This window comes from Bradyrhizobium sp. WSM3983 (assembly GCF_000473045.1).
Taxonomy (GTDB): Bacteria; Pseudomonadota; Alphaproteobacteria; order Rhizobiales; family Xanthobacteraceae; genus Bradyrhizobium.
Map to the genome: position 1 here is coordinate 64,223 of NZ_AXAY01000014.1, position 20,628 is coordinate 84,850.

The 20,628-nt window shown below is 63.8% G+C and carries 17 protein-coding genes; 12 read left to right on the plus strand and 5 right to left on the minus strand.

The genetic code is table 11. From position 1 onward, the window contains the following. Positions 1–4 precede the first annotated feature (4 nt). The 7 genes from YUA_RS0120725 to YUA_RS0120755 all read left to right on the plus strand — a co-directional run bounded on the left by YUA_RS0120725 (position 5) and on the right by YUA_RS0120755 (position 9,002). Positions 5–2,335 carry a bifunctional diguanylate cyclase/phosphodiesterase gene (locus tag YUA_RS0120725; protein WP_027532434.1) on the plus strand — a complete coding sequence of 777 codons (2,331 nt, stop codon included), beginning with the start codon at positions 5–7 and terminating at the stop codon, positions 2,333–2,335. Positions 2,336–2,497: 162 nt separating this feature from the next. Continuing rightward, positions 2,498–3,247 (plus strand): hypothetical protein, encoded by a 750-nt coding sequence (locus YUA_RS0120730; RefSeq protein WP_027532435.1) that lies wholly within the window; start codon positions 2,498–2,500, stop codon positions 3,245–3,247. A gap of 276 nt (positions 3,248–3,523) precedes the next feature. Further along, positions 3,524–4,012, plus strand: coding sequence for a peptidoglycan-associated lipoprotein Pal (gene pal / locus YUA_RS0120735; RefSeq protein ID WP_027532436.1), 489 nt, complete (start codon positions 3,524–3,526; stop codon positions 4,010–4,012). Between the two features lie 187 nt (positions 4,013–4,199). After that, positions 4,200–5,240 carry a tol-pal system protein YbgF gene (ybgF, locus tag YUA_RS0120740; RefSeq protein ID WP_027532437.1) on the plus strand — a complete coding sequence of 347 codons (1,041 nt, stop codon included), beginning with the start codon at positions 4,200–4,202 and terminating at the stop codon, positions 5,238–5,240. A 54-nt stretch (positions 5,241–5,294) separates the two neighbouring features. Beyond that, positions 5,295–6,392 carry a tRNA lysidine(34) synthetase TilS gene (gene tilS, locus YUA_RS0120745; RefSeq protein ID WP_027532438.1) on the plus strand — a complete coding sequence of 366 codons (1,098 nt, stop codon included), beginning with the start codon at positions 5,295–5,297 and terminating at the stop codon, positions 6,390–6,392. 255 nt (positions 6,393–6,647) lie between these two features. Next, positions 6,648–8,570 carry an ATP-dependent zinc metalloprotease FtsH gene (gene ftsH / locus YUA_RS0120750; RefSeq protein WP_027532439.1) on the plus strand — a complete coding sequence of 641 codons (1,923 nt, stop codon included), beginning with the start codon at positions 6,648–6,650 and terminating at the stop codon, positions 8,568–8,570. Positions 8,571–8,582: 12 nt separating this feature from the next. After that, positions 8,583–9,002, plus strand: a complete 420-nt coding sequence (locus YUA_RS0120755) for a DUF3052 family protein (RefSeq protein ID WP_027532440.1) — start codon at positions 8,583–8,585, stop codon at positions 9,000–9,002. A gap of 133 nt (positions 9,003–9,135) precedes the next feature. Here YUA_RS0120755 and YUA_RS0120760 read toward each other — a convergent pair whose 3' ends face one another. Beyond that, positions 9,136–9,993, minus strand: a complete 858-nt coding sequence (locus YUA_RS0120760; RefSeq protein WP_084292729.1) for an alpha/beta fold hydrolase — start codon at positions 9,991–9,993, stop codon at positions 9,136–9,138. Positions 9,994–10,068: 75 nt separating this feature from the next. Beyond that, the gene (locus tag YUA_RS51770) at positions 10,069–10,221 is read right to left on the minus strand and encodes a hypothetical protein (RefSeq protein ID WP_245285210.1); all 153 of its coding nucleotides are present in this window, start codon (positions 10,219–10,221) and stop codon (positions 10,069–10,071) included. Here YUA_RS51770 and YUA_RS0120765 point away from each other — a divergent pair. Then, positions 10,208–11,335, plus strand: a complete 1,128-nt coding sequence (locus YUA_RS0120765) for an ABC transporter substrate-binding protein (RefSeq protein WP_245285211.1) — start codon at positions 10,208–10,210, stop codon at positions 11,333–11,335. The genes YUA_RS51770 and YUA_RS0120765 overlap by 14 nt on opposite strands. Before the next feature lie 174 nt (positions 11,336–11,509). Beyond that, positions 11,510–11,707 carry a hypothetical protein gene (locus YUA_RS0120770; protein WP_156947178.1) on the plus strand — a complete coding sequence of 66 codons (198 nt, stop codon included), beginning with the start codon at positions 11,510–11,512 and terminating at the stop codon, positions 11,705–11,707. A 37-nt stretch (positions 11,708–11,744) separates the two neighbouring features. Here YUA_RS0120770 and YUA_RS0120775 read toward each other — a convergent pair whose 3' ends face one another. Both YUA_RS0120775 and YUA_RS0120780 read right to left on the minus strand, forming a co-directional pair. Continuing rightward, positions 11,745–13,226, minus strand: coding sequence for a hypothetical protein (locus tag YUA_RS0120775; RefSeq protein ID WP_027532444.1), 1,482 nt, complete (start codon positions 13,224–13,226; stop codon positions 11,745–11,747). Beyond that, entirely contained in the window at positions 13,223–14,713 is a 1,491-nt protein-coding gene (locus tag YUA_RS0120780; protein ID WP_027532445.1) for a hypothetical protein, read from the minus strand. Before YUA_RS0120780 ends, YUA_RS0120775 begins: the two co-directional genes overlap by 4 nt. Before the next feature lie 713 nt (positions 14,714–15,426). Here YUA_RS0120780 and YUA_RS0120785 point away from each other — a divergent pair. The 3 genes from YUA_RS0120785 to YUA_RS0120795 all read left to right on the plus strand — a co-directional run bounded on the left by YUA_RS0120785 (position 15,427) and on the right by YUA_RS0120795 (position 18,556). After that, positions 15,427–15,591, plus strand: a complete 165-nt coding sequence (locus YUA_RS0120785) for a Flp family type IVb pilin (RefSeq protein ID WP_027532446.1) — start codon at positions 15,427–15,429, stop codon at positions 15,589–15,591. Between the two features lie 169 nt (positions 15,592–15,760). Then, complete coding sequence (locus YUA_RS0120790; protein ID WP_027532447.1) at positions 15,761–16,990, plus strand: glycosyltransferase family 87 protein; 1,230 nt, start codon at positions 15,761–15,763, stop codon at positions 16,988–16,990. A 393-nt stretch (positions 16,991–17,383) separates the two neighbouring features. Continuing rightward, positions 17,384–18,556, plus strand: a complete 1,173-nt coding sequence (locus tag YUA_RS0120795) for an MFS transporter (protein ID WP_198029466.1) — start codon at positions 17,384–17,386, stop codon at positions 18,554–18,556. A gap of 204 nt (positions 18,557–18,760) precedes the next feature. Here the strand turns inward: YUA_RS0120795 and YUA_RS0120800 are convergent, their stop codons facing one another. After that, positions 18,761–19,963, minus strand: a complete 1,203-nt coding sequence (locus YUA_RS0120800; RefSeq protein ID WP_051383284.1) for a sterol desaturase family protein — start codon at positions 19,961–19,963, stop codon at positions 18,761–18,763. Positions 19,964–20,628 lie beyond the last annotated feature (665 nt).

Here is a 20,628-nt window from a genome sequence, read left to right on the forward strand (position 1 = left end):
TCAAATGCAACTCTCGAACCAGAACGGAGAAATCAATCAAAAGCCCTCGCCGAATCTTTCGGCGGCGTTGATCGATTCACTGTTTGAGGCGTCCGGCCCGTTGTTCGCAGGCATCGTCTTCGTCGCTTTTGCAGCAAGCCTGACCGCGCTGAAGACGGGGCAAAGCCTGCTTTGGTCTTGCGTCCTGTTTCTTGTCGTCGGGGGCGCCATCCGGGTGTTCGATCTCCGGCGCTTCAACCCCCGCAAGTCGGCTCTCACCGCCGAAGAAGCCGACAGGTGGCAGAAGCGCTATCGAATCGGAGCGCTGATCCAGGCCGCTGCGATCGGAACATGGTGCTCGACCGCCCTGTTGAGCACTGATGATGCAGTCGTCCACCTGATTGCCCTGTCGGTCACCACGGGGATCGTGGCGGGAGGAGCGTGCAGGGCGTACGGGCGACCATCGATATTTCATCAGCAGGCCGTGCTTCAATTTGGTCCGCCGGTGATCGCGTTGGCGCTGCGCGGCACGCCTTATTACATCGCCATGGCGTTTGTAAGCGCCGCATTCCTGCTCGCGATCATGCAACTCTCGGCCAATCTGCACAAGATATTCATGCGGGCGGTTGTGGCTCGTGAACGCGAAGCCGCGCTTGCCGGCCAGTTCGACACCGCCTTGAACAACATGCCGCACGGCCTGTGCATGTTCCGCGTCGACAGGCAGCTCGTGGTGATGAATCACCGGTTCAGCGAAATGCTGGACCTCCCCAACGATCTCGCGCGGAGCGGCATCAGCGCGCGTGACATCCTGGCAGCGTGCGTCAGCTCCGGCTCCATCTCGGCCGCGAGCGGCGAGATGATCGTCGCCGAGATCGAGAATTCGCATGCGAACGAGATCGTGACCGTCGATCCCGACGCGGAGAGAAACCGGTCATTCTCCTGGACGGTCCAGCCGATGGCCGACGGCGGCGCAGTGCTGCTGCTCGAGGACGTGACCGAGCGGCGCAATGCCGAGGCCAAGATCACCCATCTCGCCCGTTACGACGAATTGACGGCGCTTCCCAACCGCGTTCATTTCCGCAACGAGATCGAATCTCTGCTGGCGGCCTCGCATCATTCCGAGCGGCTCTCCGCGCTGCTGTTCGTCGACCTCGACCAGTTCAAGCAGGTCAACGACACGCTCGGCCATCCCTGCGGCGACCAGCTGCTGTGCGCGGTCGCCAACCGCCTGCGCGAGATGCTGCGGCCGGAGGATTTCGTCGCCCGCTTCGGCGGCGACGAGTTCGTCGTGTTCCAGCAGAATATCAACGCGGCCGAGGATGCCGCCAGCCTCGCCCGCCGCATCGTCGAGCGGCTGAGCGAGCGTTACCGCATCGACAGTCATCTGGTCGAGATCGGCGCCAGCGTCGGAATCGCGCTGACCTCGCCGCAGGGCGTCAGCGCTGACACGCTGCTCAAGAACGCCGATATGGCGCTCTACCGGGCCAAGGCCGACGGCCGCGGCACCTTCTGCTTCTTCCGCGACGAGATGGCGGCGACCGTCGAGGCCCGCCGCATCCTCGAGCTCGATCTGCGCAAGGCGCTCGCCAACGAGGAGTTCGAGCTGTTCTACCAGCCGCTGGTCAATCTGAAGTCCGGCAAGATCACCACCTGCGAGGCGCTGCTGCGCTGGAATCACCCGGTGCGAGGCACGGTCTCGCCGGTCGACATCATCCCGGTCGCCGAGGACATGGGCCTGATCGTCGATCTCGGCCGCTGGATCCTGCGCCGCGCCTGTATGGAATGCATGAAGTGGCCGGGAGGCGTCAACGTTGCCGTCAACTTCTCGCCGCAGCAATTCCACCAGCGCGACGTGCTGAGCGAGATCCGCTACGCGCTCGAAGTGTCGGGCCTGCCGGCGCATCGCCTCGAGATCGAGATCACCGAATCCTCGCTGCTGCGCAACACCCAGCTCACCCACGATATCCTGTCGCAGCTGCACGCGCTCGGCGTGCGCATCTCGCTGGACGATTTCGGCACCGGCTATTCGAGCCTCAGTTATCTGCACAACTTTCCGATGCAGAAGGTCAAGATCGATCGCTCTTTCCTCGAGGGCATCGATACCGACCGTCCGCTGACGCTGTTGCGCGGCGTCGCGCGGCTGTCGGCCGACCTCGGCATGGCGGTCGTGGTCGAAGGCATCGAGACCAGCGAGCAGCTTGAGCTCGTCAGCGCCGATGGCACAGTCACGGAAGGACAAGGCTATCTGTTTAGCCGTCCGGTCCCGGCCGTGCGGGTCCGTCAATTGCTCAATGCTTCGCACGGCAATCGCTTGCAGGAGCAGTTGATCGTCGTCTCCTCGCGATCACTCGCATAGCTTCACGCGACGCTCGATCTTGTCTCGATGTATCGGGCCGTATCGGTGGTTTTCCGGGTCCCAAAAGGTTAACCCTAACCCTTCTAAGGCTTTGCAATTATATTAAGGAACCATTAATCTTTCAGTACTCGCAGAAGTTGTTTGGAAGTTTGGGAGTATCGGATGTCGTCTCAAGTCGAGCTACGCGGGCCTTCGCCAGTGCGCGGGGCAGCGCTGTTCGATCGTATCGACTACCGCCCGATCGAGACTCCCGAAGACAGAGATTCGATCTACCACCTGCGCTACAAGGCGTATCTGAACAGCGGATTGATCTTACCCTCAGAGACATGTCAGGTCCGCGACGTCTATGACGACGCGCCCAATGTCTGGATATTCGGCGTTTACGTCGATGGAGAGCTATGCAGCTCCGTCCGTATCCATCTCCTGACGCGGGAATGCCGCTTATCCTATTCGACCGAATTGTATGGCGATGTTCTCCACGGGCGGCTCGATCGGGGAGAGGTTTTCGTCGATCCAGCGCGGCTTGCTGCCGATCCGGACAAAGCCAAGCGACTTCCAGAGCTCCCCTACCTGACCCTGCGGCTGGCCTATCTGGCGTGCGAGTATTTCAATGCTGATACGGGCCTCGCGATGGTGCGTCCCGATCACCAGCCATTTTACCGCCGCGTGTTTTTGCATGAACCCGTCGCCGAACCGCGCGCGTTTCCGGGCTGGCACACGATGAAGACGTCGTTGATGGCGTCCGATTTCCGGAACCTCCGGGAAAAGGTGCTGACACGCTTTCCCATCATGCGTTCGAACGCGTTCGAACGGCGAATGCTGTTCGAGCGCAATGATCAGCGCCAGGCTGGGTCCCGGCCGGTTCTCGTTTCAGCCCCTCTCAGCCCTGCTCCGGTGGCCACCCTGGGCTGACCGGCGGTTGCGGTTCCGATACATTGGCAGCCTTCCGGGGTCCCGCCTGGGCCAAGGCCCAGAATTCAAGCAAAGCAGGCGTTTTTGGCGGTTAACGCGGCTTGCCTTCACCCTCGCGCCACATTTACAACCCATTAACCATGGCGGTTACTTTTCGCTGGTTGGGGGCATTTGACCGGCTGAGGCAAGGTTCCGTCAAGGTTGACGGAACGTTCGCTTAACCAACCCCCTGTAGACCGGACAGCAGTGGACGAACGTGAGCGTGGAGGCTCCGGAATGAAATATCCTATGCGTATCCTCCAGGGATTGAAGCTGGCCGCGGTGCTTGCCATTGCCCTGTCGATGGGCGCCTGCGCCAACAAGAATTTGGGCATGGACGCCAATGCGAGCGCGGCGACGCCGGGCAGCCAGCAGGATTTCGTGGTGAACGTGGGCGACCGCGTGTTCTTCGAGAGCGACCAGACCGATCTGACCCCGCAGGCGATCGTGACCCTCGAGAAGCAGGCGCAGTGGCTCCAGACCTATCCGCGCTACTCCTTCACCATCGAAGGTCACGCCGACGAGCGCGGCACCCGCGAATACAACATCGCGCTCGGCGCCCGCCGCGCCCAGTCGGTGCGTTCGTTCCTCGCCTCGCGCGGCATCGATGCGAACCGCATGCGCACGATCTCCTACGGCAAGGAGCGCCCGGTCGCCGTCTGTAACGATATCTCCTGCTGGTCGCAGAACCGTCGCGCTGTGACCGTGCTGAACGCGAGCTCCTGACGTCTAGTCAGCCGCTGTTCATCTTCAGAAACCGATGATGCCGGCGCCCTCTCGGGCGCCGGTTTCGTTTCAGCGATCTGTGACAGAAACCCGTTTGTTCCAGTCACATTTTTGGCGTACTCCACTTCAATGTGTGGCGCGTCGAATGTTCCGTCGCAGGCCAGTTCGCTTTCGTCGTCAGGGCAAGATGTCATCCAAATTCAAGGCAATTACCGGCACCGTGGCGTTCGCTGCGCTGCTATCTGTGTGCGCGCCCGCATTCGCGCAGTCGGACGATGGCGACCCCGAGATGCGGATCGAGCGGCTGGAGAACCAGCTGCGCCAGCTCACCGGCCAGAACGAAGAGCTGCAATATCGCAACCGCCAGCTCGAAGACCGGTTGCGGGCGCTCGAGGGCGGCGCGCCCGGGCAGGCGCCGGCACAGCCTAATGTTGCGGCCATGCCGCCCGCTCAGGTCGCGCCGGCCTATCGCCAGCAGCCGCCGCAACAGGCTGCGCAGCCGAATTACGAGCAGCCGCAGATCGCGGCTCCCGCGCCGATCATTCAGGAACAGCCAGGCCCCGGCGCGCCCGGCACGCGCCGTCGCGGCGATGCCTTCGATCCGAGCCAGACCCCGAATGCGCCCGGCGCGCCGCGCGCGCTCGGTGGCGGCCAGCAGCCGATGTCGGCCGGGGCTCAGGGCGGCGCGCCCGGTGGCCGTGGCGCCGGCGAGCCGCTCGATCTCTCCCACAATGGCGGCCGCTATCCGCAGGCGGCGGCGCCGGCCCAGCCGGGCTATCCGCCCGCGCAGCAGGGCTCTCCCGCGCAGGCCGGTGGTCCGGCTCTCGCGACCCTGCCGCCCTCGGCAACGCCGCGCGACGAATTCGACCTCGGCATCGGCTACATGCAGCGCAAGGACTACGCGCTTGCCGAGCAGACCATGAAGAACTTTGCGGCGAAATATCCGAGCGACCCGCTGCTTGGTGATGCGCAATACTGGCTCGGCGAAAGCTATTTCCAGCGCCAGCAATACCGTGATTCCGCCGAAGCCTTCCTCGCCGTCACCACCAAGTACGACAAATCGGCCAAGGCGCCGGATGCGCTGCTGCGGCTCGGCCAGTCGCTCGCCGCGCTGAAGGAGAAGGAGGCCGCCTGCGCCGCCTTCGGCGAGGTCGGCCGCAAATATCCGCGCGCCTCGGCTGGCGTCAAAGCCGCCGTCGACCGCGAGCAGAAGCGGGTGAAGTGCTGATCTGCGGCGTTTGAGCCTGACAACGCGGATGGCGCTGCGCTAAATTATAGCGTCATGTCCGACGACGACAATTCTCCGATCTCCGCACGCGCGGCGAAGCAGCTCTTCGCCGAACTGAAGGCTGCGCCGGCGCTGGTGCTCGCGGTCTCCGGCGGACCCGACTCGGTCGCGCTGATGTGGCTCGCGGCGCGCTGGCGGCGCAACCTTGCGCGGGGCCCGGAGCTGACTGTCGTCACTGTCGATCATGGCCTGCGGGTGGAGGCGGCGCGCGAGGCGCGCGAGGTCAAACGGCTCGCCGCCGAGCTCGGATTGACGCACCGGACCCTGCGCTGGCGCGGTCCAAAGCCTGCAACAGGATTGCCGGCCGCCGCGCGCGAAGCCCGCTACCGCCTGCTCGCGCAGGCCGCGCGCTCAGCCGGCGCGAGCCATGTGCTGACCGCACATACCCGCGACGACCAGGCCGAGACGCTCTTGATGCGGCTGCTCCGTGGCAGCGGCATTGCCGGGCTGTCGGCGATGGCGCGGCTCACGACGCGCGACGGCATCGTGCTGGCGCGCCCGCTGCTCGACGTTCCGAAATCGCAGCTCATCGCCACCCTGAAGCGGGCCAGGATCGACTTCGCCGACGATCCCACCAACCGCGACGCGTCCTTCACGCGGCCGCGGTTGCGGGCGCTGCTGCCGCGGCTCGCAGCCGAGGGCGGCGATGCCCGCACGCTGGCGCGGCTGTCGTCGCGGCTTGCCCGGGCGAACGCGGCCGTCGAGGTGCTGACCGACGGCGCCGAGCGCTTCCTCCGTTTGCGGGATCGCGGCGATGCGCCGCAGCCGGGCGTTCGCAGTTTCGAGGCCGCGGCCTTCGCCACCCTGCCGGAAGAAGTCCGGCTGCGGCTCTTGCTGCGGGCCATCGACGCGCTCGGGCACGAAGGGCCGGCGGAACTCGGCAAGGTCGAAACCCTCCTGGCTGCGCTCGATCGGGCCATGCACGATCAGGCTATGGCCGAGCGGCGGCGTTCACCCGCAAATGGCCGCGCCATCCTGAAGCAGACCCTCGCGGGAGCCTTGATCAGCCTTGTCGGGGGGCGTATCCACATCGCGCCTGCGCCGGCCCGGCGGTCCCAAGGAAACGTAAAAGGGGGCTTGAAGGGCGGATGAGGGCGGATCATGACACCGGCCGTTTCGACGTCCCGCCGTCAGGACACCTTAACCAGGCAGGAAAAAGCCGAGCCTTGATGCCATTATTTCAGCGGGAATCGCTCTAAGATGGGATAAATAGTCCCATCTCGTTCCCTTGGCAGCGAGCGGGGCGGCACCTAAATTGTATACGTCTAACCGAGAGGATTCCTTGGGGATTTTCTCTAGCTTGCCCAAGGATGAGGCCGCGATCCGCGCGACCACGAAGGAAGATCGATGAACGCCAATCTGCGCAATTTCGCCCTCTGGGTCATCATTGTTTTGCTGCTGTTGGCGTTGTTCACGCTCTTCCAGAATCCGGGTCAGCGGGCGTCCTCGCAGGACATCGCCTTCTCGCAGCTCCTGAGCGAGGTCGACCAGGGCCACGTCCGCGACGTCGTGATCCAGGGGCCGGACATCCACGGCACCTTCACCAACGGTTCGAGCTTCCAGACCTATGCACCGAGCGACCCGACGCTGGTGAAGCGCCTGTATGACAGCAAGGTGCAGATCACCGCGAAGCCGCCCGGCGACAACGTGCCGTGGTTCGTCTCGCTGCTGGTCTCCTGGCTCCCGTTCATCGCGCTGATCGGCGTCTGGATCTTCCTGTCGCGGCAGATGCAGGGCGGCGCCGGCAAGGCGATGGGCTTCGGCAAGTCGCGTGCGAAGATGCTGACCGAGGCCCATGGCCGCGTCACGTTCGAGGACGTCGCCGGCGTGGATGAGGCCAAGCAGGACCTGCAGGAGATCGTCGAATTCCTCCGCGACCCCGGCAAATTCCAGCGCCTCGGCGGCCGCATTCCGCGCGGCGTGCTGCTGGTCGGCCCTCCCGGCACCGGCAAAACCCTGATCGCGCGCGCGGTCGCGGGCGAAGCCAACGTGCCGTTCTTCACCATTTCGGGTTCGGACTTCGTCGAAATGTTCGTCGGCGTCGGCGCCAGCCGCGTCCGCGACATGTTCGAGCAGGCGAAGAAGAACGCGCCCTGCATCATCTTCATCGACGAAATCGACGCGGTCGGTCGTCACCGTGGCGCCGGTCTCGGCGGCGGCAATGACGAGCGCGAGCAGACGCTGAACCAGCTGCTGGTCGAGATGGACGGCTTCGAGGCGAACGAGGGCGTGATCCTGATCGCCGCGACCAACCGTCCCGACGTGCTCGATCCCGCGCTGCTGCGTCCGGGCCGCTTCGACCGCCAGGTCGTGGTGCCCAACCCCGACGTCGTCGGCCGCGAGCAGATCCTCAAGGTCCACGTCCGCAAGGTGCCGCTGGCCCCGGATATCAACCTCAAGACCATCGCGCGCGGTACGCCTGGATTCTCCGGCGCCGACCTGATGAACCTCGTCAACGAAGCCGCGCTGACCGCCGCCCGCCGCAACAAGCGCATGGTGACCCAGGCCGAGTTCGAGGAAGCCAAGGACAAGGTGATGATGGGCGCCGAGCGCAAGTCGCTCGTCATGACCGAGGAAGAGAAGCTGTTGACGGCCTATCACGAGGGCGGTCACGCCATCGTCGGCCTCAACGTCGTCGCGACCGATCCGATCCACAAGGCGACCATCATCCCCCGCGGCCGTGCGCTGGGCATGGTCATGCAACTTCCCGAGCGCGACAAGCTGTCGATGTCTCTGGAGCAGATGACCTCGCGCCTCGCCATCATGATGGGCGGCCGTGTCGCCGAAGAGCTGATCTTCGGCCGCGAGAAGGTGACCTCGGGTGCGTCGTCCGACATCGAGCAGGCCACGCGCCTCGCCCGTATGATGGTGACGCGCTGGGGCCTGTCCGAGGCGCTCGGCACCGTGTCCTATGGCGAAAACCAGGACGAGGTTTTCCTCGGCATGTCGGTGTCGCGCACCCAGAACGCATCGGAAGCCACGGTCCAGAAGATCGACACCGAGATCCGGCGGTTCGTGGAAGAAGGCTACAACGAGGCGACGCGCATTCTCACCGAGAAGCGCGCCGATCTCGAAGCCCTGGCCAAGGGCCTGCTCGAGTTCGAAACGCTCTCCGGCGACGAGATCGTCGATCTGCTCAAGGGCAAGAAGCCGAACCGCGAGTCCGTGCTCGAGCCGGCCACGCCGCGCGCCTCCGCCGTGCCCCCTGCCGGCAAGTCGCGCCCGCGGCCCGATCCGGATCCCGGCCTGGAGCCGCAGCCGCAGGCGTAACGCCTCGCGCGTATGGCCGGCTACTCCGGCAAATCGTTAGTGCAAAAGCTCGGCATCAAGCCGGGCTTTTGTATTTTCGTGGATGGGCTTTCGGTTGCCTATCGCGATGTCGTCGGCGAATTGCCGGACGATGTGACTATCGCCAAGACCGCGAAGGCGCCGCTCGACATGGTGCATGTCTTCGCAGCCGAGGCCAAAGGTCTCGCCGCCAAGCTGCGCGGCTACCGCAAGGCGATCGCGCCCGATGGAATGATCTGGGCGTCCTGGCCGAAGAAGGCATCGGGCGTCGCGACAGACGTGACGGAAGCATTGGTGCGCGAGGCCGCGCTCGCGAACGGTCTCGTCGATATCAAGATCTGCGCCGTCGACGACATCTGGTCCGGCCTGAAGCTCGTGATCCCCGTGAAGGACCGCGCGAAGCTCGCGAAATAGCGCCGGCGCCGTAGGGTGGGTTAGCCGTGCGGACTGCGCGAAGCGCAGGCTGCTCGGCGTAACCCACCTCTTCTGTTTCCGCGGCGATGGACAGTGGTGGGTTACGCTTTCGGCTAACCCACCTACGATATTCTCACTTCGCCGCTGCACCGCCACGCCCCAGAAAATGCAGCACGTCGTCGTCAAACTGCTTGGGGTCCTGCAGGAACGAGAAGTGGCTGACCTCCGGCTGGATCAGCAGGCCGGCGCCGGGAATGTTCGCCGCCATGAACGCGGTGTTCTCGCGCTTGATTGCCTCGTCGTGGTCGCCGTCGACGATCCAGGTCGGCACCTTGATCGCCGCGAGATCGGAGGCCGTCCATTTCGGCTGGCTCTCCCACATCTTGGTAATCTCCGCGACGAAGCTCTTGTATTCGGTGGCCGTCGGCGAGAGGCGCTTGTACTCCTCGCCCGCCCGCGCGATGTAGGCGTTGAAGACGTCGCTCGACGCAATATCGGCAACGCCCGACGGATCCGAATTCGCCGCGAACGCGAATAGCCTGCTCACCCGCTCCGGGTGCTTCATCGCGATGTCGAGGCCGATGATCGCGCCGTCGCTCCAGCCGACGATCGCAGCCTTGCTGATCTTGAGATGGTCGAGCAGGGCGATCACATCCGAGGCCATCAGGTCGTAGCCATACGGCTCCTGATTGCGGCTGCTGCGCCCGTGGCCGCGGCTGTCCATGACGATGACCTGATAATGCCGTTGCAGCGCGCGGACCTGGTGGCCCCAGTAATTGGCATTGGCGAGGCCGCCATGCAGCAGCACGACCGGCTCGCCGCGGCCGAACACGGCATACCAGATCTTGATGCCGTTGACGGGCGCGAAGCCGCTTTGCGTTGCCTTGGGCAAGGTCGGCGTCGGCGGCAGGTTCAGCCATCGCGGCGCCGAATGAGCTGCATTGATTGAAACCGCCACGAGACACGCGACGAAGAGATTGCGAAGCAGCATGACGCGCCTTCCTGTTGGGCGATCGGACGTCACCCTGCGATCGCCTCCCGATAATGATTGGAGTTAGCCGCGATGTCATGGCATGCTCCCTTCAAATAACGGTGCGGCAATCGCACCAGCAAATGGGGAAGGGAAGCCGATGCGCTTGACGGCGGCATTGGGCGCGTTTTGCGCCGTTTCATTTGCAACATTCAGCGCTTCCATCGCCGCCGAGATGCGCGGCGTCACCGCCACCGAGATCAAAATCGGCCAGACCATGCCCTATAGTGGGCCGGTCTCTGCCTTCGGCGCGCTCGGCAAGGGCGAGGTCGGCTATTTCAAGATGCTCAACGACAAGGGCGGCATCAACGGCCGCAAGGTCAATCTGATCTCGCTCGATGATAGCTATGCGCCGCCGAAATCGGTCGAGCAGACCCGCAGGCTGGTGGAGAGCGACGAGGTCGCGCTGATCTTCTCCTCGATCGGCACCGCGCATAACACCGCGATCGCAAAATATCTCCAGAGCAAGAACGTGCCGCAGCTTTTCATCGGCTCCGGCGCTTCCAAATTTGCCGACAACGCGCAATATCCGCAGGCGACGATGGGGGTGCAGGCGCCGTTCCGCTACGAGGCGCGGCTCTATGCGCGCTATGCGCTCGCCAGGAACCCGAACACGAAATTCGCCGTGATCTCGCAGAACGACGATTACGGCCGCGACTATCTCGCCGGCCTCAAGGACGTGCTCGGCGAGAAATACGATTCCGTCGTCACCAATGCGACCTACGAGATCCAGGATCCGACCATCGATTCCCAGATCGTGAAATTGAAGGCCTCGGGCGCCGACGTGTTCGTGATCGCCGCGACGCCGAAATTCGCGGCGCAAGCGATCCGAAAATCCTTCGAGATCGGCTGGCGGCCGATGACATTCCTGTCCAACGTCGCCGTGTGGATCTCGACCGTGATGGAGCCCGCCGGCGTGGAAGCCGGCACCGGCATTCTCTCCACCGCTTATGTGAAGGACCCCGACGATCCCGCCTGGAAGGACGATCCCGGCGTCAAGGCGTGGCGCGACTTCATGACGAAATATGTACCGGAGGCCGACCAGCACGACACCAATTACGTCAACTCCTATAACAGCGCGATGGCCCTGGAGGCGGTGCTGAAGGCGTGCGGCGACGATCTGTCGACCGCGAACATCCTCAAGCAGGCATTTTCGATTCACGATCTCGAATTGCCGATGCTGCTGCCCGGCATCAAGATCAACACCAGCCCAGGCGACCATGTCCCGGTCGACCAGATGCAGTTCATGCGCTTCAACGGCAAGACCTGGGAGCGTTTCGGCGAGTTGCAGACGGGGAATTGACGGCGCACCGCGCGCTCACTTGTAGCCCGGATGGAGCGGAAGCGAAATCCGGGGTCTATCTGCTCGGTGAGTCCCGGATTACGCCACGCTCCAATCGGACTATGATCCTGCCCGTCGAAGAGATGCCCGCCAGATCATGAACAGGGCATCGCGGCGGGGCTAAAATGCCTCTTGTTGGCCATGATTTCGAGCGTACATTCGCCCGATCTGGGCGATGGCAGGGCAGTTGCAATGACGGCTCAGTCCCACAAGACCGCAGAAGAGCAGTACGAGGAGCAAGTTCGCATCCTCATCCGCATCGTTTCAGCCTCCACTTTGGGGCTTCTCGCTTTCGCTGCGGGCCTGCTGATTGGGACCTTTCTGTTTTCGTAATCGAAGATGAATATCCGGCTCTCCTGGAGCTGCGTCTTCACTTCGATGTCATGGCAGCCACGCCTTCGGCATCGTCGCGCACATGGACCACCGCGATCTTGTCACCGTAGATCCGCTTCCACCCCTTGATATGATCCAGCATCTGCGCCGCAGGCGAATCCGGGGTCAGCAGCGTCGCGTCGATCCTGTTGTCGTCGAGCATGCGCAGCAGGCCTGACACGTCACGGCCGTCTTCGGCCGCAAAATAGTCCATCAGGAATTTTTCGCCGTAGAGCTCCGATCGTCCGTCGACGAAAGGCCTGATGTCGCGAATGATCAGGTAGCCGCCAAAACCGTAGGAATTGAAGATGCGCGCGGCCTTGCGCTCGGTCAGCACATCGACCGCCGCAACTGGCGTCTGCGCCGTGGAGAATTCGAAGGTGTGGCGGCTTGAAAATCCCGCTGTCGCGCTTGCGGTCGCTAGCACGATTGCCAACGCGGCCAGCGCCGCCGGGGCGCCAGGCGCCATCCGCAAGCCACGCGGTGAATCGGAGACGGCCCTGAACCAGCCGCTCAGCGGTTGCGCCAGCACCAGGGGAACGAGCACGCCGAACGTCTCAATGCTGCGGACATGCGCCAGCGCCATCCAGGTGGCGCCGAGGATCAGCAGCACGCGCGGCGGCGACAGCGCTAGCCCACGCGTCAGCGCCAGACCGAGCAGTCCGAGCAGCGCGCCCGCGAACGGGCTGAACGAACTGAAATCGGCCGGACGCCATTCGGCGATGACGGAGAACGATTTGCCGAGGCTGAGGATGCGGGCGGCACCGAGCAGCGTGTCCAGGCCGTAGGGCGTGCAGCAGCTCGCCGCCAGTGCGCCAAGCCCGAACGCGGCCAAGCGCATCGCGAGCGCCAGCCGGCGCGGCGGCGCTGCGCGCCAGAGCGCTTCGAGGCCGATTGCGCCGATCAAGGCGAGCCCGAGCACGAAGCCGCCGTGAAGATTGGCCCACAGAGCCATCAGCGGCAGCAGCAGGAAGGACGGCGCGCGGCCGCGATCGGCTGCGGCCATCAAGGCGCCGGTCCAGGCGACCATGACCGGCAACGCCAGCACGTGTGGGCGGGCCAGCAGATGCGGCGCGGCCAGCGTCATCGCCAGCAGGCAGAACACCAGCGCATAGGGCAGGTCGAGATGCCGTTGCAGGAAGGTCAGCAGCCATCCCATCGCCAGCGCGATCGCGGCCGCAGTCAGCACGACGGGCCCGGCCCAGCCCCAATGGGCATAGGCCGTCGCGAACAGCACCTGTGACAGCCAGGAGGTCGAGAGCCAGACCTCACCCTGGTGCGTCAGCGAATAGAGGTCGGTCCAGGGCACGGCACGATGATCGAGGATCCACTCGCCGACCTTGATCTGCCAGAGCGTATCGGGATCGTGCAGCAGGCTGTCGCCGCTCACCAGCAGCAGCAGGAATGTCGCGGCCGTGACGCAGAGCGGCGCCAGATTGCGCTGGGCTCGCGCGATCGGAAGGCTGGCCGCGATGGTCATGGCTTGGCCGGCGCGGCCGCCGGCGGCTCGCCGTCACGCACATGGATCACGGCGATGTCGTCGGCATAGAGCCGCTTCCAGCCCTTGACGTGATCCAGGAATTGCGGTCCCGGCGTATCGGCCCCCAGCAGTGTCGCGTCGATCTTGTATTCGTCCAGCAGGCGCGGCAGCAGCTCGGGCTTCTTGCCCTCGGTGGCCTTGAAGAAGTCCATCACGAACTTCTCTCCATAGAGTTCGGCGCGGCCGTCGACGAAGACCGGGATGTCGCGCGAGATCAGATAGCCGCCGAACTGGTAGCCGTTGAAGATGCGCTGCGCCTTGCGCTCTCGGAGCAGGTCGACGGCGGCGACCGGCGTCTGGTCCATCGTGAAGGTGAAGCGGTGATGCGACATGTAGATCGAGGTCGAGGTCCAGGCCGCGACGGCGATCATCAGCGCGCCTGTGATGGTGACGTAGCGCGCTGCCCAGCTCTCGGTGGCTTGCGCGTCAACCTGCGGCAGCGGGGATGTCTCGCCGAGCGGCTTGGCCAGCACCAGCGGCACCAGGAAGGCAAAAGCCTCGATGCTCCTGACATGGGTGAGGCCCATCCAGGTGAACAGCAGGATCAGAAGGATACGCGGCGGCGACAGCGTCAGGCCGCGAAACAGGCCGATCGCGATGAGACCGAGGATCGCGCCTTCGAACGCGGAGAACGAGGCGAAATTCGCCGGCATCCATTCCGAGATGACCGAGAGCAATTCACCGAGATTGAGGATGTTGGTCGCGCCCAGCAGCGTGCGCCAGCCATAGGGCGTGACGCAGGCGGCCGCCATCGCGGCGACGCCGAACAGGAACCAGCGCGCGAGCAGCCGGATCTGCTTCCCGGACTCCAGCGTCCAGATCGCCTCAAGCGCCATCGGGCCGATCAGCGCGAGGCCGAGCACGAAGCCGCCATGCAGGTTCGCCCATAGCGACATCAGGGGCAGCCAGCCCCAGGACGGCGTGACCTTGCGGTCGGCCGCATTCATCAGCACGCCGACCCAGGCGATCATCACCGGCAGCGCCAGGATGTGCGGCCGCGTCAGGATGTGGTGCAGCGACAACAGCACGGCCAGCATCGCGAACAGCACCGAGCGCGGAATTTCGAGATGCGCGTCGAGCAGGTAAACGAACACGGCAGCCGACGCCGCGATCGCGAGCGCGGTAAGGATCACCGGCCCCGCCCAGTCCCATTGTGTGTAGGAGACCGCGAACAGGACTTGCGACAGCCAGGACGTCGAGATCCAGGGCTCGCCGGGGCGCGTAAAGGAATAGAAGTCGGTATAGGGCAGGGCGTGGTGATCGAGGATCCACTGGCCGATCTTGATCTGCCAGAACGAGTCGGAGTCCTGAAGCAGCGTGTCGCCGATATAGAGGAAGAACAGATAGGCACCCGCGCCGACACACAGCGGCACCAGCGCTCGCGCGCGGCTCTGCAGCGTAATGCTGTTGGTGAAGGATAGGGACATGCCGCCTCGTCTTGTTCTTGGTCCTGTTGGCCGAGCGGGCGGCATTTGACCATGGCGGTCATAACTTCCAGTAAATCGGCGGACGAGAACGCTACGACGAGACTCGACCGGCGCCACGACATAGGTCCGTTCCCTCCCCCCTTGTGGGGGAGGGCTAGGGAGGGGGTAGCTCAGGAAAAGGTGCCGGTTGTTGATGATGCACCGAGGACGGTGCGCGATGGAAAAAATCCCCGTGTGGCACCCCCTCCCTGCCCCTCCCCCACAATAGCAGGGCAATCGCATATGACTTCCTTGCGGCGACCTGCGCGCACGCCTCGTCCTTCGAGACGGCGCTTACGCGCCTCCTCAGGATGAGGCTAACCAGCGTCAGTGCCCCCTTGAAACTGCTGCCGCATACTCCGCCCTCATCTGAGGAGCCCGCCCAAAGCGGGCGTCTCGAAGGATGGCCGCAGGGACAAGTTTTCATATGCGATTGCCCTGCTCCACAAAGGGGGGAGGGAACGGAAAGAGCGCCGCTGTGTCCCCGCAATTTAACCGATTGTTTTAGATTTCGGTTTACCATCGGCGAATACCCACAAACGGTTCCGCATTTACGCAGTCGAATTAACTGCGGCGCAAGTCTTTGCCCTTACGTTCGGTTCCATGGTCGGGCGGCGCTGGGAAGCCGGAAAGACCAGACCAGTTGAAGCCACGTGTATCCTTTGGAGCAATCTATGAAGAACCTCGTTTCGCGTTTCGTGAACGACGAATCCGGCGCCACCGCCATCGAATACGGCCTGATCGCCGCCGGCATCGCGCTGGCGATCATCACCGTCGTCAACAACCTCGGCACCACGCTGAACGCCAAGTTCGGCTCGATCTCGTCCAGCCTCAAGTAAGCTCGACGATCACCGGAATAGCGAAGAGCCCCGTCATCGACGGGGCTCTTTTGCTTTGCCCGCAGCATCGGCGCGGGGCATTCGACAATCGGGCTTAAGCCTCCTTCAAGTCCCTCGGGTGTATGGCTTGAACGCATCTGCGTCACCGTATTGCGTCAAAGGAAGCCGCATGGCCGAAGCCTCGTCCGCCCCGCCTGCTGTTGCTCGTCACGGCGCACTCCCTGCGACGCTCCTCAACATCTCCTTCGTGCTGGCGATCGTCACGCTGGCGTATTTTCCGACGGCCTATCTCACGCATGTGTGGATCTTTGGCGCGGATGGACGCGGCATCCCGACCGACTTCGTCAATGTCTGGGCGGCCGGAAAACTGGCGCTGGAGGGCCATCCCGCGCTGGCCTGGGATTGGGACATCCAGAAGCAGGTCGAGCTTGCGCTGCTCAAGCAGGATTTCGTCGGCCATTTCGCCTGGCACTATCCGCCGCCCTTTCTGTTCGTCGCCTCTCTCCTCGCGCAGTTTCCCTATGCGGTGGCTTTCATCGGCTGGGCCGCGTTCAGCATGGTGCCCTATCTCGCCGTGATGCGCGCGATCATCGGGCGCAACGCGGGCCTGGTGCTTGCGATTGGATTTCCCGCCACCTTCATCAACATCCTGGTCGGGCAGAACGGTTTCCTCACCGCGTCTCTGATCGGCGGCATGCTTTATCTGCTGCCGACGCGACCGGTGCTGGCTGGAATCTGCCTGGGACTTCTGAGCTACAAGCCCCAATATGGACTGCTGTTTCCGCTGGTGCTGATCGCCGCCGCCGAGTGGACGGTGCTTTTCACCGCCGCCATCGTCACTGTGACGATCGCAGGGGCGTCCTGGCTCGCATTCGGGACGGAAAGCTGGCAGGCCTTCTTCCACTGGATCCCGATGTTCTCGCAGGCCTTTCTGACCGAAGGACGAGCACCCTGGTTCAAGATGCAGAGCATCTTTGCGTTCGTGCGCTATGTCGGCGGCACCGAGCAGCTCGGATGGATCTTCCAGTGGGTGTTGACGACAGCAATTGCCGTCGTGCTGGTCGTGATGTGGCGGAGCAGGCTGCCCTACGCGCTGAAAGCGGCGATGCTTGCGGCGGCAACGCTGCTCACGACGCCCTATCTCTTCATGTATGATCTGGTTGTGCTGGGCATCGCGGTGGCGTTTCTCATCCGCGCCGGGCTCGATGAAGGTTTCGCGCGCCATGAGGTGATGGCCTTGGCGCTCGTCTTCGCGCTGCTTGCGACCTTCCTGTTTCTCGGACAACCGGTGGGCTTCCCGGCGATCCTCATCGTCTTCGCGCTGATCCTCGCCCGCTGCGCAGCCTGGCGGACGGCCGAGGCTGCCTCGGCGCAGCTCGCAATCACGCAACCGAATTGAGCCGCGCGACCAGGCTCTGATCGCGGCCTGGCGCGAGACGCTAGGGCGTGTACCCGTAAACGCTCGCCGTCCGCGCATCGATGTTTGCTTCACCGCTCGACAGCGGCGGAATTGCGGAGATCCCTCAACCGCCGCTAGGGGCCAGAAGGCGACTTAGCTGCGCAGTATGATGGCGACAACTACGCATCTATGCCTGACTGAAGCCGCGACCGGGGCCCGAAGGCAGAAATTGGCGACGTATGCCGATAACACCGATTGGATTTTCATCCCGGTTGACCCGTCGTTTTCGATTTTTGAGCTCAGGATCCTTTGGTCAAGCCGAGATCGCGGCTTGCTTCGCGGGAGCTTCGACGTGACACTGGCTGGATGCAATTGTCGGATCCGGAGGACCCCGTGGAATCGAAATGGCGAATTCTAGCGCTGCTTTTCACGGCGCGTTGCGTCATGGGCATGCAGTTCGAAAGCGTCGGAGCGCTCGGCCCGCTGCTTCGAGCGGAGGGCCTCGATTATGCCCGGCTCGGCATCCTGGTTGGCGCCTATCTGGCGCCCAGCGTCCTAGTTGCGCTTCCTGGAGGAATAGTGGTCCAAAGGCTCGGCGAACGAACTACGCTTCTCCTGTGCGCGGCGCTGATGTTCGCTGGCGCCGTCGTCGATCTGTCGAGCGACTGGAACGCGCGCCTGCTGGCCAGAGTCATCGCGGGCACGGGCGGGGTGGTGTTTACCATCGCTGGCACCAAGATGATCGCCGATATATTCGCTGGTAGGCAGTTCGGCCTTGCGATGGCGGCTCTCGCCGGCTCATGGCCGTGCGGGATAGCGCTGGCGTTGATCGCGTTGCCGCCGATCGCGGACAAGTTCGGGCTGATCGGGGCGTCGGTAGCACTGGTGATCCTGACCCTGATGGCGCTAATCCTATTGTTCGCGCTGCCGAAGCAGGCGCGACCGGGCGCGCCGTTGTCCGCAGCCTTCCCAAGCGCGGCCGTCACGGCCGCGGTGGCCCTTGCAGGCCTCGTCGGTGGCACTGCCAACGCCACTTTCGCCAATGCGTTTGCGTTCGGTCCGTTGCTTCTCACCGAGAGGGGCTATACGGCTGAGATCGCCGCCTCTCACGTCAGCGTCGCGCTGTGGGTCACCATCGCGGCCATCCCAGTCGGCGGCGCGCTTGCGATCCGGCGAGGCCCCGGCATCTGGATCGCTGCCGCATCCCTGCTGCTCGCCGCAGTCGGGATGGCAGCCATTCCGGTGTCCGACCACGACGTTCTCATCTTCGCAGGACTGGGGCTGGTGGCCGGCCTATCCGGAGCGACGTTCGCCAGTCTGCCGTCATGGGCGCTTCCCGTCCAGGCGCGCGCGGTCGGAATGGGAATCTTCTTCTCCGCGTTCTACGGGAGCATGCTGGCGTTGCCGCCGATCGCGGGCGTCTTCGCGCACCGCGCCGGCGGTGCGGGCATCGCCTTCGACGTCGCTGCGGTCGCTCTTTTGGTCGCCATGCCGCTGCTCGGGGGCTTCGCCGCGCTGGTTTCCGCGCCCCGGTCGGCTCCGGCGGTCGAGGAAGGCGCGGCCTAAGGGCCGCTTTCAATCGGGGAGCGCCTCAATCACGAATATGCCGGTCCCCGGCGAAGCTTACGCCCATCATCGCGCAGACGATTCGGGCCTGCTCTTCCATCAGGACCCGGCTCCGGCACGGCGCCGGCGCTGGCCCTCCTTCCGGAGAACGAGCGCGGTTCGTCGCGACGGGGCCGCCTGGGTTTCGTTCCGGCCTCCGATAGGTCAGGCCGCCGCTGGGGCGGACCGTCGCTCGCGGCGAAGCGCGAGCAACCAGATTCCGGCGGCGAGCGCGCCCGCTGTCGCGACGGCGCGGGCCGCCGTCGGCAGCGGCAGGCCGAACCAGTCCGGCAACGTCATCGAGGCCAGCGCGAGCGCGCCCAGTCGCACCGTTTCGGCGGCGAAGGCGATCCGACTTCCTTCCATGACGCCGCCGATGGTCACGCATGAAACCAAGATGACAATGGAATAGGTGACGGAGACCTGCACCGGAAAGGCTTGGAAGCCGGAAAGGAAATGCAGAAGCATCGCCATCGTGAGCGTATACTGGACCGCGCCGTAGGTGGCGACCGCCCGCGGCGTCTCGGGGTCGTAACGACGCACGACCGACGGATCCATTGGTTCCGGCGCCTGCATCCTTCCGAACCAGACGGCTAACTTGCCGGCGAGCCCGCGAGCCGCGCGGGTCTGCCGGATCAGATCCGCATACACCTGAAGGTTGCTCCAGAGCGGGTTCAGGCTCCGCAGCGGTTTGCGCACTCCGTAGGCGATCTTTTCGCCGTCGCGCTCGTCGACGAAGGTGCCGAACATCCGGTCCCAGAGGACGAAGATCCCGCCGTAGTTCCTGTCGATGCAGTAGTCGTTCTGACCGTGATGCACGCGATGGTTCGACGGAGTGACCAGGATGCGGTCGAGCACGCCGAGCCGGCCGATGAGTTCGGTGTGGACCCAATACTGGTACAGCAGATCGACCAGCCCGACGATGAGATACATCATCGGCGGAACGCCCAGCACGGCCATCGGCAGGTGAAAGATCCAGGTGAACAGCGCGGCGGTCGCGGGCTGCCGCAACGCGGTCGAAAGGTTGAAATATTCCGACGAATGATGGACCACATGGCTGCCCCAGAGCACGGGAATCTCGTGGCTGAAGCGGTGGTACCAGTAGTGAGAGAAGTCGTAGAGCAGCAACGCGGCAACCCAGGGCAGGAAGCTGTCGCGGCTCCATTCGACGAGGTGGAAGGCCTCGTAGACCGCGACATAGAGGGCGACGTCGATGAGCTTGGCGAAGCCGCCGATGGCCTGGCTCAGTACGCCGTGGTGCAGGCTCGTGATGGCGTCGGGTACGTCGTATACCCCGCGACGCCCCATCCGCCACGCGATCGCCGCCTCGACGAGGATCGTGACCATGAAGACCGGAATCGCGAACATAAGCATTTTCACGTGGCGCCTCCCCTATTCCCTCACGGCGGAGTCATCGATGGCAGTCGCGGGAGGGTATGGTGGACGGGCGGATTCCGTCAATCCTTGGCGCATCGATCCTTGGAAGCGCCAAGAATCGGGCAACCGGCTTCATGCATCATTTACACGGGCGAAGCAGAACACAAATTCCCAGCCCAGCACCCTCAGCGCTCGCGTTCCCAAGTAAGGCTTCCTATCACTCTTTTTCCGGGAAAAACGGAGCTGACTTGTTCAGCCGTTCGAATGGTCAGCTTATCACCTTCCAGCTTGAAAAATCGTATTTGGTCCTATCCGGTGAGAAGCCCATTCCCCGATATGTCTACCATGGTCTCCTTCGATCATAAACTTTCCGGTGTAAGCAAGGAGCGACCTAAGAAGGGCTGCAGACTCCTCATTACTTGTCGCCGGTTTACGATTTGCTGCCACGATGAGCGCCCAAACTAGCTGTGAGAGACGAATTTCGCGAGGTCTGCTTGGGGTCATAAGCTGCCATTGAAGACGAAGGCACATTTACTCGATCCCGACCGGCTTTCTTCCCGATGTCCTAAAGTCTATCTTGGTTGAAAGGCACGAGAGGCAGCGAAATGCTACCGTCACCAATCACTTACTGCTTCTACCGTTGTCGCGGGCTCTGC